Consider the following 15,648-nt stretch of genomic DNA (forward strand, 5'->3'; position numbering starts at 1 on the left):
CTGGGCGACGATGGCGGCCAACAGGCCCTGCCAGTGCCCGGCAAGCTGGGCGATGGTGGCTTCGTCGAACAGCGCGGTTGCGTAGGTCAGCGACACTGCAATCCCTGCCTCGTGCTCCACGGTCTCCAGCGTCAGGTCAAACTGCGCTGTCCCGCGTTCCCAGTTCAGGGTCTCGACAGCCAAGCCAGGCAGCTGCCGACCCTGCCCACGCGCTTCGGTCCGGTGATTGAACATGACCTGGAACAACGGGCTATGGCTGAGGCTGCGCTCTGGCTGCAAGGCTTCGACCAGCTGCTCGAACGGCAGGTCCTGATGGGCCTGGGCACCCGAGACGCGTCGCTGAGTCTGCTCAAGCAGTTCAGTGAAGGTCATCCCCAGGTCGAAGTCCGCCTTGAGTACCTGGGTGTTGACGAAAAAGCCGATCAGGCCTTCGGTCTCCATTCGATTGCGGTTGGCCGTGGGTATGCCGACACGGATATCGTTCTGCCCGCTGTAGCGGTGCAGCAAGGTCTGGTAGCTGGCCAGCAGGAGCATGAACACGGTCACGCCCCGATCACGCGCCAGCTGCTTGAGGCCGGCACACAGTGTGTCGTCCAGGCTGATATCCAGGCTTGCACCTGCCCGGCTCTGCACGGCCGGGCGAGGACGGTCGATCGGCAGTTCCAGCACCGGCTGCTCCCCCCCCAGCTCGGCCTCCCAGTACGCCAGCTGACGCGCCAGCTCACCCGCTTCCATGCACCGGCGCTGCCAGATGGCATAGTCGGCATACTGGATCGGCAGTTCCGGCAACGACGCCGGCTGGCCAAGGCGATGCCCCTCGTAACTGCGGATCCACTCGTCCAGCAGTATCGGCATCGACCAGCCATCGGAGACGATATGGTGCATGACCAGGATCAGCACATGGTCGGCCTCGTTCACCTGCAGCAGCCTTACCCGCCACAGCGGCGCCTGCCGCAGGTCGAAAGGCTGGCCGGCCTCTTCTTCGATGCGACGTTCAAGGCGCTCGGCAAAATCAGCGTCGGGTGCCGCTGCAAAGGGCTCCTGCACAATGTCCACCCGCACACTCGGTTCAATGACCTGGACAGGCTGGTCGCCGTCCTGGGCAAAAGCGGTGCGCAGGCTTTCGTGGCGGTGCACCAGGTCTTCAAGGCTACGCTGCAGAAGCGCGGGGTCCAATGCGCCCCTGAAACGCAGGGCCATGCTGATGTTGTAGGCCGCGCTTTCGGGCTCGAACTGCCAAAGGAACCACTGGCGCTGCTGGGCATACGACAACCCGATGGGCCCCCATTCGTCCCGTATCCGCGGGATCGGCAGCCGAGCGAAGCTCATGCCCTTGGACTGCATCTTTTCAAAGAATTGCTTGCGCTGCTCCAGTGGCAGATGCAGAAACCGTTTAACCAGCTCGATGTTCTGGGCCGTCATTTCAAACACTCTCCAGTTCTGCCAGGAAATCACTCAACTCATCGACATCCGCTGGGCTGGCAGGCGCCAGCTCAGCCATCGTCGCCACGTAGTCCGCAAGTCGCCCGGCACTGAACAGGGCCGAAAGCGGCACCTCCAGCCCCAGCAGCAACTGCACGCGCTGGGTCGCCTGGACTGCCAGCAGCGAATGCCCGCCCAGCTCGAAGAAGTTGTCGTTCATGCCGACCCTTTCAAGCTTCAGCACATCGGCCCAGATCGCTGCCACCTGCACTTCAAGTTCGCTGCAAGGCACCACGAAACCTTCCTGAAGCGTGTTTGCATCCGGTGCAGGCAGGGCTTTGCGGTCCAACTTGCCATTGGGGGTCAGTGGCAGAGCGTCCAGCGCGACGAAGTGCGCCGGGACCATGTATTCCGGGAGCATGGCCTTCAGATACTCACGCAGGGTGTCGCGAAGCGACTGCATGCACGCATCAGCCACAAGGTACGCGACCAGTTGCCGCCCACCCGGGCCTTCGCTATCGATCACCACCGCTTCGCGAATGGCGGGATGCGCAAGCAGCTTGAGTTCGATCTCGCCCAGCTCGATGCGGAAACCACGGATCTTCACCTGATGATCGATACGCCCGATGTACTCGATCATGCCGTCGTTGCGATAGGACGCCAGATCACCGGTCCGGTACAGACGGCCTCCGCCATGCTCGGAAGTGTCGAAAGGATCAGGCAGGAATTTCTCCGCGGTCAGTGCCGCACGCCCCAGGTAGCCCCGGGCAAGACCGGCACCGGTAAGGCAGAGCTCGCCCGCAACCCCGGACGGCATGGATTTACCATTGATGTCCAGCGTGTACGCTGTCGTGTTCGCGATAGGCCGGCCAATATTGGCTCGCCCACCGGACTCACGGCGGGTCCAGGTGGAATAGGTGGTGTCTTCGGACGGCCCGTACAGGTCGTAGACATGCTCCACGTGGCCCAGTGCATAGAGCCTGTCCACCACTGGCTGCCGCAAGGGTTCGCCTGCCAGGTTGACAATGCGCACGCTCGCAGGCAGCGAACCGGCGTCGAGCAGCGCCTTGATGGCCGAGGGCACGGTATTGACCAGGCGTACGCGTTCTCGTGCCGCCAGGTAGGGCAGTTCCAGCGCATTCTGCGCGAGCACCGCGTAGCCACCCGCAGCCAGCGTGACAAACAGCTCCCATACCGACAGGTCGAAACAGATGGACGTCGATGCCAGCACGCCTTGCAGGTCCTGCGTGGTGTAGACCGTGCGCGCCCAGCCGATCAGCGCCGTGACATTGCGGTGCTCGATCAGCACACCTTTGGGCAGCCCTGTGGATCCCGAGGTGTAGATGCTCAGTGCCAGGTTGCCCGGCGCGGTGACATTGTCCAGATGCCCATCAGCGTCGTCTCGCAGCTGCAACCGGTCAAGCAGCAAGACTTCGGCCGTCCCGCCCTGCGGCAAGCGATCCGCCAGCGAAGCCTGGGACAGCAACAGACGAGCCTGACTGTCCTGCATCATGTAGGCCAGGCGATCACGGGGGTAGAGAGGGTCCAGCGGCACATACGCACCGCCTGCCTTCAAGATCGCAAGCAGACCGATCACCATCTCCAGGCTGCGCTCGAGTGCAACCCCTACCAGTACATCCGGGCCCACCCCGCGTTCGCGAAGGTGGTGCGCCAACTGGTTGGCACGCCGGTTGAGCTGCTGATAGGTCAGGTGTTGGTCGCCGAAAATCAGCGCGGTGGCATTCGGCGTGCGAGCGGCCTGCGCTTCGATCAACAGGTGTACACAAGGCGCGTCCGAAAGCGACAAGGCATCACCGTGTCGATGAACGAGGTCTTGCAGGTCCTCGTCCTCGGTCGTCATTGCCAGGTCACCCAGCCTCTGATCTGCACCACTGACCAGCGCCTGCAACAGCGTGCCGAAGTGGCGGGCGATCTGCGCGATGCTTTCTTGCGTGAAACACTGGCGGTCGTAGCTGTAGTGCACCGACAGGTGCGTACCTGCGCCAATCGCCAAGGTCAGCGGCACGCTCGACTGTTCATGCCCGTGCACGTTGCCGAACACGAGCCCGGCGGGTGCGCTCTGCTGCAGCGCATCGCCGACTGGGTAGTTCTCGAACACCAGCAAGGTATCGAACAGCCCTTCCCCACCCGATCCGGCCCAGCGCTGGATGTCGTACAAGGGGCTGTGTTCGTATTCGCGCAGCGCCAGGTTCTGCGCCTGCAGTTGCTGCACCCATTCTGCCACCCGCTGCTGCGGACGCGGGTTGGCGACCACCGGCAGCGTGTTGATGAACAGCCCCAGCTGTTGCTCCACACCGCGCAGCTCCGCCGGGCGACCGGATACCGTCGCACCGAAGCTCACGCACGATTGCCCGGTGTAACGCTGCAGAAGCAGCAGCCACGCCGCTTGCACCAAGGTATTGACGGTCACCCGCTGCTGCCGGGCAAAAGCAGCCAGCGACTGCGTCTGCTGCTCGCTCAAGCGCTGCTGGTGTTCACCGTAGCCGGTACCCAGGCGGGCCTTGTTCTGACGCATGGCCAGTGCCAGGCGCGTAGGCTCGTTCAGGTCATGCACCTGCTGCTGCCAGAAAGCCTGAGCTTGCCGGGCATCCTGGCGCTGCAACCATTCGATGTAATCGCGATAGCGGCCCGGCAGCCCACCGTTCGGCACCCCGGCATACGCCTGGAGCACCTCCGCGAGCAACTGCGCATTGCTCCAGCCATCCATCAGAATGTGATGGCTGGTGAAGACCAGATGGCACGATGCTTCACTGGTGCGGATAACCGCCAGGCGCAGCAGGGGGTCATGCTGCAGGTCGAAGCCCTTGCGCAGATCCGCTTCGGCCCAGCTGTCCAGAGCCGCACCCTGCTCGGCGATGCCGGCCCAGTCCAGGTACGTGAACGGCAATTCGAGCTGCCTGCGAATGACCTGCAGCGGGTGCTGGAAGCAGGTCACGAAGTTGGCCCTGAGCACCTCATGGCGATCGACAGCGGCCTGCCAGGCGAGCCTGAAGCGTGGCACGTCGAGCCCTTTGACGTCGACGCGCATCTGGTTGATGTAATGCCCCCCGCCTTGCTCGAACAGGCTGTGGAACAGCATGCCCTGCTGCATGGGCGCAAGGGGATAAAGATCTTCGATCTGCGCCGCCGGAACAGGCAGGCTGTCCAGTTGGGCCTGGGTCAGCCCGGCCAGCGGAACATCCGAAGGCGTCAAACCTGCGTGGGTATCCGCCAGGCAATGCTCGACAATCGCCTTGAGCTCGGCAGCGAACTGGTCGGCCAGGCGCTGCACCGTGTCAACGTTGAACATGTCGCGGCTGAAGGTCCACTCAAGGTTCAGCTCACCGGCATAGACCTGGCCATTGATCGACAACCAGTTGTCCAGCGGCGCTTCGCTGCTCTGGCTGGCGCCGGCGCTTTCGCCAGCAGGCACCAGGAACGCCGACGCATCGGCGTCCGAGCCCGGCGCGAAGCTGCCGTCGAACTGCCCCAGGTAGTTGAAGGTGATGCGGGGGTTCGGCAACTGCGCGAGCGCCGCGCGGGCCTGCTCATCGCCCAGGTAGCGCAGGGCACCGTAGCCAATGCCTTTGTCCGGGATCGACCGTAGCTGTTCCTTGATCCGCTTGATCGACGCATCAAGCGTCTGCTCTGGGCTCAGTCGCACCGGGAACACGCTGGTGAACCAACCCACGGTCCGCGTCAGATCAATGGTATCGAACAACGCTTCGCGGCCATGCCCCTCCAGTTGCACGAGCACGTCGCTGCGCTGGGTCCAGCGTGCGATGACGCGGGCCAGTGCGGTCAGCAGCAAGTCGTTGATCTGCGTACGGTAGGCAGCAGGTGCCTGTTGCAGCAGTTGCCGGGTACTGGCCGAGTCAAGACGGGTGCGGGCGGTGCCGACATGCATGCCATGCAACGAGCCACCCGGGTTGTCGCAAGGCAGGTCGGCATCAGCCTGGCCGAGTTGCGCCTGCCAGTAAGCCAGCTGCGCCTGCAGCGTTTCGCTGCGAGCGTAGCGCTGCAAGTGCGCAGCCCACGCCTGGGTCGCGCTGGTCTTGGCTGGCAGGTCGACTGGCTGGCCGGCGTGCAACTGGCGGTAGGCGGTTTGCAGGTCTTCCAGCAGCACGCGCCAGGACACCCCGTCCACCACCAGGTGATGGATCGCCAGCAACACGCGCTGGCTGCCATCCGCGAGGGTTGCCAGCAATGCCCGCAGCAACGGGCCGCGCTGCAGGTCAAGGCTACCCTGGACGTCATTGCACAACGCTTCAAGCGCCTCGGCATCCGCCACAGTAGCCTGCCACAGCAGACCTTGCTGTGGCTCTGGCGAACCGTAACGAGCCGTCCATTCACCCGCTGCACAATCGAAGCGCAGGCGCAGCGCGTCATGGTGGATCACCAGGGCCTGAAGCGCTTGCTCCAGTGCCTGGCTGTCGAACGCCTGACCTGCCTTGAGCAACAGCGCCTGGTTCCAGTGGTGGCGCTGGGCAATGTCCTGCTCGAAGAACGATTGCTGGATCGGCAGCAGCAGGGTCTGGCCAGTGGCAGCCTTCTGCTCGATCAGCAATCCGCCTTCGTCCCCTTGCCTGGCGACCGAGGCCAGTCCTTGGACGGTCTGGTGCTGGAACAGCTCTTTGGGGGTGAAGTGGATACCCGCCTGACGCGCGCGGCTGACCACCTGGATCGACATGATGGAATCGCCACCCAGTTCGAAGAAGTTGTCGGACAGCCCCACCTTGTCGACTTTCAGAACATCCGCCCAGATCCCGGCGATGGTCTGCTCCAGCGCGTTTCGAGGTGCCACGTACACTTGCTGCAGCTGAGTGACGTCAGGCGCTGGCAGGCCCTTGCGGTCCAGCTTGCCATTGGGCGTGAGCGGCAACGTGTCGAGGAACACCAGGTGCGTGGGCACCATGTAGTCCGGCAAGGTCGCCTTGAGGTGATCGCGCAGTTCGCTGCGCAGCAGGCTTTGCCCCGGCAGGTCGTCAAGCTGCACATCCGCACTGACCAAATACGCGGCGAGCTGCTTGCCGCCTGGGCCCTGGATGTCGATGACCACACTTTCGCGCACCGCCGGGTGATCCTGCAACCGCGCCTCGATCTCGCCAAGCTCGATACGGAAACCGCGGATCTTGACCTGATGGTCGATGCGCCCCAGGTAGTCAACCAGACCGTCGGCGCGTGTGCGGGTCAGGTCACCGCTGCGGTAGACGCGCTCGCCGTTCGCGGCGAACGGGTCGGGGACGAAGCGCTCGGCGGTCAGGCCTGGGCGGTCGAGATAGCCACGCGCCAGGCAGAGCCCGCCAAGGAACAGTTCGCCACTGTGCCCCAACGGCACCAGGTTGAGGCTGGCATCGAGGACATAACTGCGGCGGCGCCCGACCAGGCGGCCGATAGGCGCGTAGGCCGCGCCGCAGGTATCGCCTGGCGACGCGCTCCAGAGCAACGGTGTGACCACCGTTTCGGTCGGCCCGTAGCCGTTGAAGATGTATTGCGGGCGCAGGGCCTGCCAGGCCAGCTCGTATCCAGCTTGCGGTACGGCATCACCACCGAAGCAATAAATGCGCACCGGTGGCGGGTTGCCCACCCGCAGGGCATGCTCGGCCAGCTGTTGCAGATAGACCGGCGGGAACACGGCAATGGTCACGCCATGCCGGTGCATCTCGGCGTAGGCCTGCTCGGGCAGCCACAGGCTGTCGTCACGCACCAGCACACTGGCGCCGTTGATCAGCAGGTGCATCCAGGCCTCATGGGCGCCATCGAAGGCGAAGGACATGAAGTGCAACTCGCAATCCTGCGGGCCGGTTTCATAGCGTTCACCGTTGGCCAGAATGTGCGAGGCCAGAGGCCCGTGCGCCACTGCGACACCCTTGGGCATGCCGGTCGAACCCGAGGTGTAGATCACATAGGCAAGGTTGTGCTTTGACAGCGCCACCTCGGGCGCCGTGTCCGGGCCTTGTTGCCAGGTGGCCGGCAGGTCCACCGCCAGCGTCGGCAACCCGTGCGGGATTGGCAGCGTGCCCAGCACATCGCTCTGCGTCAGCACCAAGGCCGCAGCGCAGTCCTGCATCATGTAGCGCAGGCGGTCCTGCGGATAAGCGATGTCCAGCGGTACATACACGCCACCGGCCTTGAGCACCGCCATGAACGCCACCATGATCTCGGTGGAGCGGCGCATGGCGATGACCACCCTGACCTCCGGGCCGACGCCTTGCTCGATCAAGCGGTGCGCCAGGCGATTGGCCTGCGCATCGAGTTGGCGGTAGCTCAGGCGTTGATCGTCGAAGCGGATCGCGATGGCTTCGGGGGTGCGGGCAACCTGGTCTGCGAACAGTTGATGGACGAAACGGTCGTCCGGATGGTCGTCGCCAGTCTGGTCCCACCTTGCCAACAGTTGCTCACGCTCCTGCCTGCCCAGCATCGCCAGTTCGGCGACACGCTGATGGGGTTGACGCACGATGTCGGCCAGCAGGTTGCACCAATGCTGCGCCAGCGCCTCGATGCGCGGGCGGTCGAACAGCGCGGTGGCGTAGACCAGCGAAGCGCCCAGCCCCTCGGCATGCTCGAAGGTATCAAGGGTGAGGTCGAACTGTGCGGTATAGCGCTCCCAGGCCATGCCTTGAACTTCCAGCCCGGGCAGGCTGCGCACCTGCCCCCGCTGTTCGGTCTGGTGATTGTAGAGCGCCTGGAACAGCGGGCTGTGGCTCAGGCTCCGCTCAGGGTGCAGCGCCTCGACCAACTGCTCGAACGGCAGATCCTGATGAGCCTGGGCCGCCAGGGCCGTCTGACGCGTTTGCTCAAGCAGCTGGCTGAAGGTGGTGTGCAGGTCGAACTCGGCCTTGAGCACCTGGGTATTGACGAAGAAGCCAATCAGGCGCTCGGTTTCCAGGCGGTTACGGTTAGCGATCGGCACCCCAACGCGAATGTCGTCCTGCCCCGAATAGCGGTGCAACAGGGTCTGGAAGCTGGCCAACAGCAGCATGAACAGGCTGACGCCCTGCTGCTGGGCCAATGCCTTGAGCGCGTGCACGAGGTCGCGGTCCAGGTCGATGGCGAAACTGGCGCCGGCGAAGTCCTGGTTGGCCGGGCGCGGGCGATCACCGGGCAGTTCGAGCACCGGCTGCCGGTCGCCCAGCTGGGCCTTCCAGTAGGCCAGCTGGCGCTCACGCTCACCGGCCTCCATCCACTGGCGCTGCCATACGGCGTAGTCGGCGTACTGGACAGGCAGCGCAGGCAACTGCGCCGCCTGCCCGTTGCGCAGCCCTTGGTACAACTGCACCAGTTCATCGACCATCACCGGCATCGACCAGCCATCGGAGACGATATGGTGCAAGGTCAGTACGAGGACATGGTCATCCTCGGTCACGCGCAACAGTTTCACGCGCAACAACGGCCCGTGCTCCAAATCGAAGGGGCGTTGCGTCTCTGCCTCGACCAGGCGCTTGAGCAGCGCGGCCTGTTCGTCTCCCTCGCACGGTTCGACCCCTTCGCAGGCCAGGCTGAACGGCTGCGCCGGGTGGATCACCTGCAGGGCTTGGTCACCGGCCTGGCGGAAGGTGGTACGCAGGGTCTCGTGCCGCGCGATCAGCGCTTCGAAACTCAGGCGCAGTGCCTCGACATCCAGCTCGCCGCGCAGTCGCAGGACCGTGGCCATGTTGTAGGCGGTACTTTCAGGGGCCATCTGCCAGAAGAACCACTGCCGCTGCTGGGCATAAGACAAGGCCAACGGCTGCGTGCGGTCGACCGGCTGCAACGCCAGGGCAGGCGCGTGCGTGCCCTGCCCTGTCAAGGCAACGAAATCAGCCAGCACCGGGGCTTCGAAAAGCGTGCGCAGGGGTATTTCCAGGCCCAGTACCTGGCGAATGCGCGAGGTGACCTGGGTAGCCAGCAACGAATGCCCGCCCAGTTCGAAGAAATGGTCGGTCAGGCCGATGCGTTCAACCTTGAGGACCTGGGCCCAGATGGCTGCAATCTGTTTTTCGCGTTCGCTGCGAGCGGGCACGTAGGCAGGCTGGTCGAGGCTCAGGTCAGGCCTTGGCAGTGCCTTGCGGTCCAGCTTGCCGTTCGGCGTCAGCGGCAATTGGCCGAGGAACATCAGGTGCGCCGGAACCATGTAGTCCGGCAATGCAGCCTTGAGGTGGCTTGACAGGTTTTCACGCAGCGCATCCTGCGGCTCAACACCGCCCTCGATTACCAGATAGGCGACCAGTTGCTTGCCGGTGGGCCCGTCGATGTCGATGACCTGTGCTTCACGCACCCTGGCATGCTCTTGCAGTCGCGCTTCGATCTCGCCCAGTTCGATGCGCAGGCCGCGAATCTTGACTTGATGGTCGATGCGACCGACATAGTCGAGAACACCCTCGACACGCGCGCTTGCCAGATCACCGGTACGGTACAGACGGCCGCCGCCGACCGGGTCGAACGGGTCGGGAATGAAACGCTCGGCGGTCAGCGCCGGGCGGTTGAAATAGCCACGGGCGAGGCAGCCGCGACCACCGATCAGCAGTTCGTTCACCCAACCGGCCGGGGCCAGGACAAGGCCATCGTCACAGACATAGGTCACCCTGCCGCCCACCGCCCGCCCGATCGGCACGATGGCCTTGCCACCGGCACCCGGCTGCAAGCCTGCACAGTCCTGAACAGTGGTTACCACGGTCGCCTCGGTAGGCCCATAGGTATTGAGCAGACGTGCCTGCTGCAATCCGCTGGCGTACCAGTCGCCAAGGCTTTCCATCGGCATGGCTTCACCGCCCACGTGCACCTGACGCAGCGATGCGCAGGCGCCGGCGGGCAGCTTTTCCGCCGCCAGCATGCGCCAGTAGGCGGTGGTCAGGTCCGCCACGGTGATGCCGTGGGTGACGATGGCCTGCTTGAGGGTTTCGATGTCCCACAGCTGCGAGCCGCGCATGACGACCCGGGCACCGCAACACAAGGCCGGGTAAAGCTGCTCGACAAAGCCGTCGAAGTTGACCGTGGCGAACTGCAGCACCCGATCACTGGCATCGAGCCGCGAATAGTCAGCCGCCACGCTGCAGAACACCGACAGCTCCCGATGAGCGATGGCCACACCTTTGGGCTTGCCGGTGGACCCGGAGGTGTAGATCACATAGGCCAGGTTGTCGGGGACGGTCAGGCTCACCGGGTTGGCCGTACTGTAGTTGCCCAGCCACTGCTCACCCGCCTGCATTTCAAGGCAGGTCACCGTTGTGGAAACCGGCAGCATCGGTACCAGGTGGGGCTGGGTCAGGAGCAGGTGAACACCGCTGTCCTGCATCATGAAGCGCAGGCGCTCCTGCGGGTATTGCGGGTCGAGCGGCACGTAGGCACCACCGGCCTTGAGAATGCCAAGCAGGCCTACCACCATGTCCAGGCTGCGTTCCACGGCGATGCCAACACGCACCTCAGGCCCCACGCCAAGCTCGCGCAGCTTGTGGGCCAACTGGTTGGCGCGGCGGTTGAGTGCCTGATACGTCAGTGCCTGATCATCGAGGACCAGCGCCGTAGCCTCCGGTGCGCGCAGAACCTGCGCCTCGAACAGCTGATGCACACCGAGGCCTTCGGCGAAACGCAAGGGGGCCGGGTCGACGGCTTCGAGTGCCAGCGTGTGCTGGGCAGCCGACAGCAAAGGCAGCTCGGCCACCGGCAATACCGCGTCCTTGGCCAGGGCGCCCAGCAGGTTGACCCAGACCGATGCCAGGCGTTCGATACGCTCGACGTCGAACAGGTCCGATGCATAGCCAAAGGAAGCGATCACACCATCGCTGCGTTCGAGGGTGTCCAGCGACAGGTCGAACTGCGTGGTGTGTTCGACCAGGTCGACCTCCTCGACACGCAACCCTTGCACGCTGTCGCCGGAGACCCGCTCGCCAAGGTCGCTCAGGTGGTTGTACATGACCTGGAACAGTGGGTTGTGGCCCAACCCCCGCTCGGGTTTGAGCGCTTCCACCAGCACATCGAAGGGGATGTCCTTGTTCGCCTGAGCCTGCAGGGTGGTCTCTTTGACCGCCAGCAACAAGTGCCTGAAGGACTGCAACGGATCGACCGCCACGCGAGCGACCAGTGTGTTGACGAAGAAACCGATCAGCCCTTCCAGCTCAAGGCGATTACGGTTGGTCACCGGCATGCCGATGTTGAGCGTTTCGCGCCCGCTGTAGCGCGACAGCAGCAGTGCGAACGAGGCCAGGAACACATGGAACAGCGTGGCATTGGCAGCAACCGCCAGACGCTGCAGATCGGCGGTGAGCGCGGCAGGCAGGAGTATATCCACGCGCCCGCCGCGATAGCTCTGGACCTGAGGGCGAATACGGTCGGCAGGCAGTTCGAGGACTGAAAAATCGTCTTCCAGCGTGGTTTTCCAGAATGCCAGCTGGGCCTGCAGCTCGCCCGAGGCCAGGCGTTCGCGCTGCCAGGCGGCGTAATCGGCGTACTGCACCGCCAGCGCCTGGCGCTCGAGCGACTGCCCGGTGGTGTGGGCGTTGTAGACGGCAGCCAGCTCGCGGACCATGACGCTCATGGACCAGCCGTCCGAGACGATGTGGTGCAACAGCACGGTCAGCACCTGCTCGTGCGAGCCACCCTGGAACAGCTTGACCCGAATCAGTGGCCCCTGCTCGAGGTCGAAGGGCGTAAGCGCCTCGTCCTGTAGGCACTGCTGCAGCGCCCGGCCGTCGGCAGTGCTGAGGTCATGGTACTCGATGCACGGCGACGCTGCGGGCAGTATGCGCTGCCGGGGGATGCCGTCATGCTCTTCGAAGACCGTGCGCAGGGATTCATGGCGCATCACCAGCGCATCGAACGCGGCCTGCAACGCGGCCCGGTCCACCTGGCCTTGCAAGCGGATGGCCAGGGGGGTGTTGTAGGCGGTGCTTTGCGGGTGCAGCTTCCAGAACATCCACTGGCGATACTGGGCGTGCGAAACCTGCAGCGGCACCGTCCGGTCCAGCACCTGGATCTCGCCCCCGGCGACCTGCTCCAGCCCCTGCAGCGCCTCGACGAAACCGGACAGGTCGGCAGTGTCGAACAGCACCCGCAAGGCCACGTCCAGGCGCAGTTGCTGCCTGATCCGCGAGACCACCTGAGTGGCCAGCAGCGAATGGCCACCCAAGGCGAAGAAATTGTCGTCGAGGCCGACCCGGGATTGTTGCAACACGTCGGCCCAAATGGCCGCGACCTGCATCTGCAGTGCGGTCTCGGGAGCCCGGTAAAGGGCTGTGACGGCGACCGGCTCAGGCAATGCCTTGACGTCGACCTTGCCGTTGAGGGTTACCGGCAGATGCTCCAGCAGCATCAGGTAATGCGGCACCAGATGCTCAGGCAGGGCGAGCTTCAACGCGGCCCGGACACCTTCGACGACTGCTTGACGGGCTTCGTCCTGCGCAGCCCAGTGCTGCGGGACCAGGTAGGCGGCCAGCTGCCGATCGGCGTCTTCGCCAACCACGCGCACAACGGCGCTTTCGATTCCCGGCAACTGCCGCAGACAGGCATCGATCTCGGCCAGTTCGACGCGGTAACCGCGAATCTTCACCTGGCCATCGATGCGCCCGGCAAACATGCATTCGCCGTCAGCGTTCAGGCGTACCCAGTCGCCGGTACGGTACATCCTCGCACCCTCGGTGCCGCAGGGGTCGGGCACGAAGCGCTCGGCGGTCAGCGCCGCCTGGCCCAGGTAGCCACGCGCAAGCCCTGCACCGGCGATATAGAGCTCCCCCCTGGCCTTGCCGGGCACGGGCTGAAGGCAGCTGTCCAGCGCATGGGCGCGCAGGTTTTCCAGCGGCTGGCCGAGCACCGGTCGATCCTGCAGGGCATGGGTAAGGACGCCGACCGTTGTCTCGGTGGGACCATAGTGGTTGATCACCTCGAGGTCGGGCGCCAAGGCCTTGATGCGGCCCAGAAGCGCCGCAGTACACGCTTCGCCCCCGACCACCAGGCAGCGCCGTGGCAAGGCTTCGGCACCTGCGGCGAGCATGGCCTGCAAGTGCGAGGGGACGATCTTCAGTGCATCGATGGCATGCGCCTGCAGGTAGGCGGCGAAGACCTGGGCATCGAGCACGGTCTCCTTGGGCAGCATGTGCAGGGTCTTGCCGTAGCACAGTGCACCGAACAGCATGGTGTGGCCAAGGTCGGCCGCCGGCGTGGTGACCATCGCCAGGTTGGCGATCTGGTCCATGGGCAGGCGTTGGCTGACGCCGTGCACGTAGTTGACCAAGGCGCCATGGCTGACCGCGACGCCCTTGGGCTTGCCGGTGGTGCCGGAGGTGTAGATGACATAGGCAAGGTTGTCGGCATGGACCGCCACCTTGGGCGCCGACGCTGACGGGTAGTCGCCCGCCACGTCAATCGCTGTGACGCCTTCAGGCAAGCTGATCTGCCTCGCTCGGCCCACTACCCATTTGACCTCGCTGTCGGCAAGCATGAAGTCGATGCGCGCCTGGGGCTGGTCAGGGTCCAGCGGCAGGTAGGCGGCACCGGCCTTGAGCACGGCCAGGATGCCGATGAGCATCTCGCAGGATCGGTCGGCCACCACGCCGACCCGCTGATCCAGCTGTACGCCACGCGCCAGCAGTGCGTGGGCCAGGGCATCCGAGCGTGCCTGCAAGGTGGCATAGCTGATTCGACCGGCGTCGCCGCTCGCTGCAAGGCCTTGCAGGTTGAGGTTGGCGGCCGTTTCGATCAGGTGATGAACGCACAGGCCGGGCGTTTGCGCCCCGGCAGCTTGCGGTTCCAGCGGCTGTACCGCCTGGGTCGCCAAGGGCAGCTCGCCGACCGCAGTGGAGGGCGATTGGGTCAGCCCGTCGAGCAGTCGCAACCAGTCCTCGCCGAAACCGATGATCGTGGCTTCTTCGAAGACATCCAGCGCATAGGTGAACACCGCGTGCAGACGCCCGGCGCTTTCATAGGTGTCCAGGGAAAGGTCGAAGCGAGCGCTGTGCTTGTCCAGGGCGACTTTTTCCAGCGTCAGCCCACTGCCAAGGCGGACCTGACCGGCGTCGGCGATGGCCGCCTGGTGGTTGAACAGCACCTGGAACAACGGGCTTTGCGCGCTGCTGCGATCCAGTTCGAGCGCCTCGACCAGGCGCTCGAACGGCAGGTCCTGGTGCGCCTGGGCGCCCAGGGCGGTGTCTTTGACCCGGCCGAGTAGCTGGCTCACATCCATGAGCGGGTCGATATCGGTATGCAGCACCTGGGTGTTGATGAAGCAACCGATCAAGCCTTCTACTTCGGTACGGTGGCGGTTGGCGACCGGAACGCCGACGCGGATGGCGCGCTGGCCACTGTAGCGTTGCAGCAGCAGCTTGAACGATGCCAGCAGCACCATGAACAGGGTAACCCCTTGGGCGCTGGCCAACGCCCTGAGACGCTCGGCAAGCGCGGGGTCGACCTGCAACTCGCGCCGCGCACCGCGATGGCTCGGTGCGCCGACACGGGGATGGTCGAGCGGCAGCTCAAGCACGGCATGATCATCGCCCAGTTTCTCGCGCCAGTAGCTCAGCTGTCGCGCCTGCTCACCGGCTTCCAGCCAGCTGCGTTGCCACAGCGCATAATCGCGGTACTGGATGGGCAGCGCCGGCAGGGTCGCTTCGCTGCCCTGACAGGCAGCATCGTACAAGCGCACGAACTCATCGATCAGCACGTTCAGCGACCAGCCATCGGCCACGATGTGGTGCAGGGTGAGCAGCAGCACGTGCTCGTCGGTAGCCAGTTGCAGCAGGTTCACGCGCAACAGCGGCCCTTGCAGCAGGTTGAAAGGTGCCTGCGCCTGGCCTTCGGCCAGTGACGCGACACGGGCCTCGCGTTGCGCCGCTGCCAGGGCGGTGAGGTCGTGCTCGACGATGGCAACGGCCTCGGCAGCGAGGACCTCCTGGTACAGATGCTCACCCTGGGTACGCAGGCGCGTACGCAGGCTCTCGTGGCGCGCAACCAGGCGATCGAACGCTTGCTGCAGGGCCTGGCGGTCGAGCTTGCCCTTCAGGCGCACAGCCATGGGCAGGTTGTAGGCAGCGCCCTGGGGGTCCAGCTGCCAGAGAAACGACATACGCCGCTGGGCGTAGGACAACCCATCGCGGTCATCGCAGGCAACATCGGCAGGGATCGGAAACAAGGAAAAATCGACGCCCTCTGCCTTTAGCCCGGCCAGGAACAAACGGCGTTTCTCCGGCGGCAGTTCGATAAAGCGGCGAGCGAGTTTCAACGAGTTTTCGGCATTCATGCAATGCGTCCTTAGCGATA

Annotated in this window: 2 protein-coding genes; both read right to left on the reverse strand. The window is 64.6% G+C overall.

Annotation, left to right across the window (positions count from 1 at the left end):
• Positions 1 to 1,422 (reverse strand): condensation domain-containing protein (locus tag APH36_RS26030; RefSeq protein ID WP_256219354.1); only part of this gene is annotated, 1,422 nt, incomplete at its 3' end.
• Position 1,423: 1 nt separating this feature from the next.
• On the reverse strand, positions 1,424 to 15,628 hold the full coding sequence (locus APH36_RS26035) for a non-ribosomal peptide synthetase (RefSeq protein ID WP_060501177.1): 14,205 nt from the start codon (positions 15,626 to 15,628) through the stop codon (positions 1,424 to 1,426).
• Positions 15,629 to 15,648 lie beyond the last annotated feature (20 nt).

The organism is Pseudomonas sp. NBRC 111133 (assembly GCF_001320605.1).
Taxonomy (GTDB): Bacteria; Pseudomonadota; Gammaproteobacteria; order Pseudomonadales; family Pseudomonadaceae; genus Aquipseudomonas; species Aquipseudomonas monteilii.

What these genes read in the sequence shown, in the direction of transcription:
- APH36_RS26035 (WP_060501177.1), bottom strand. Translation starts at nt 15,628, where the DNA reads ATGAATGCCGAAAACTCGTTGAAACTCGCTCGCCGCTTTATCGAACTG.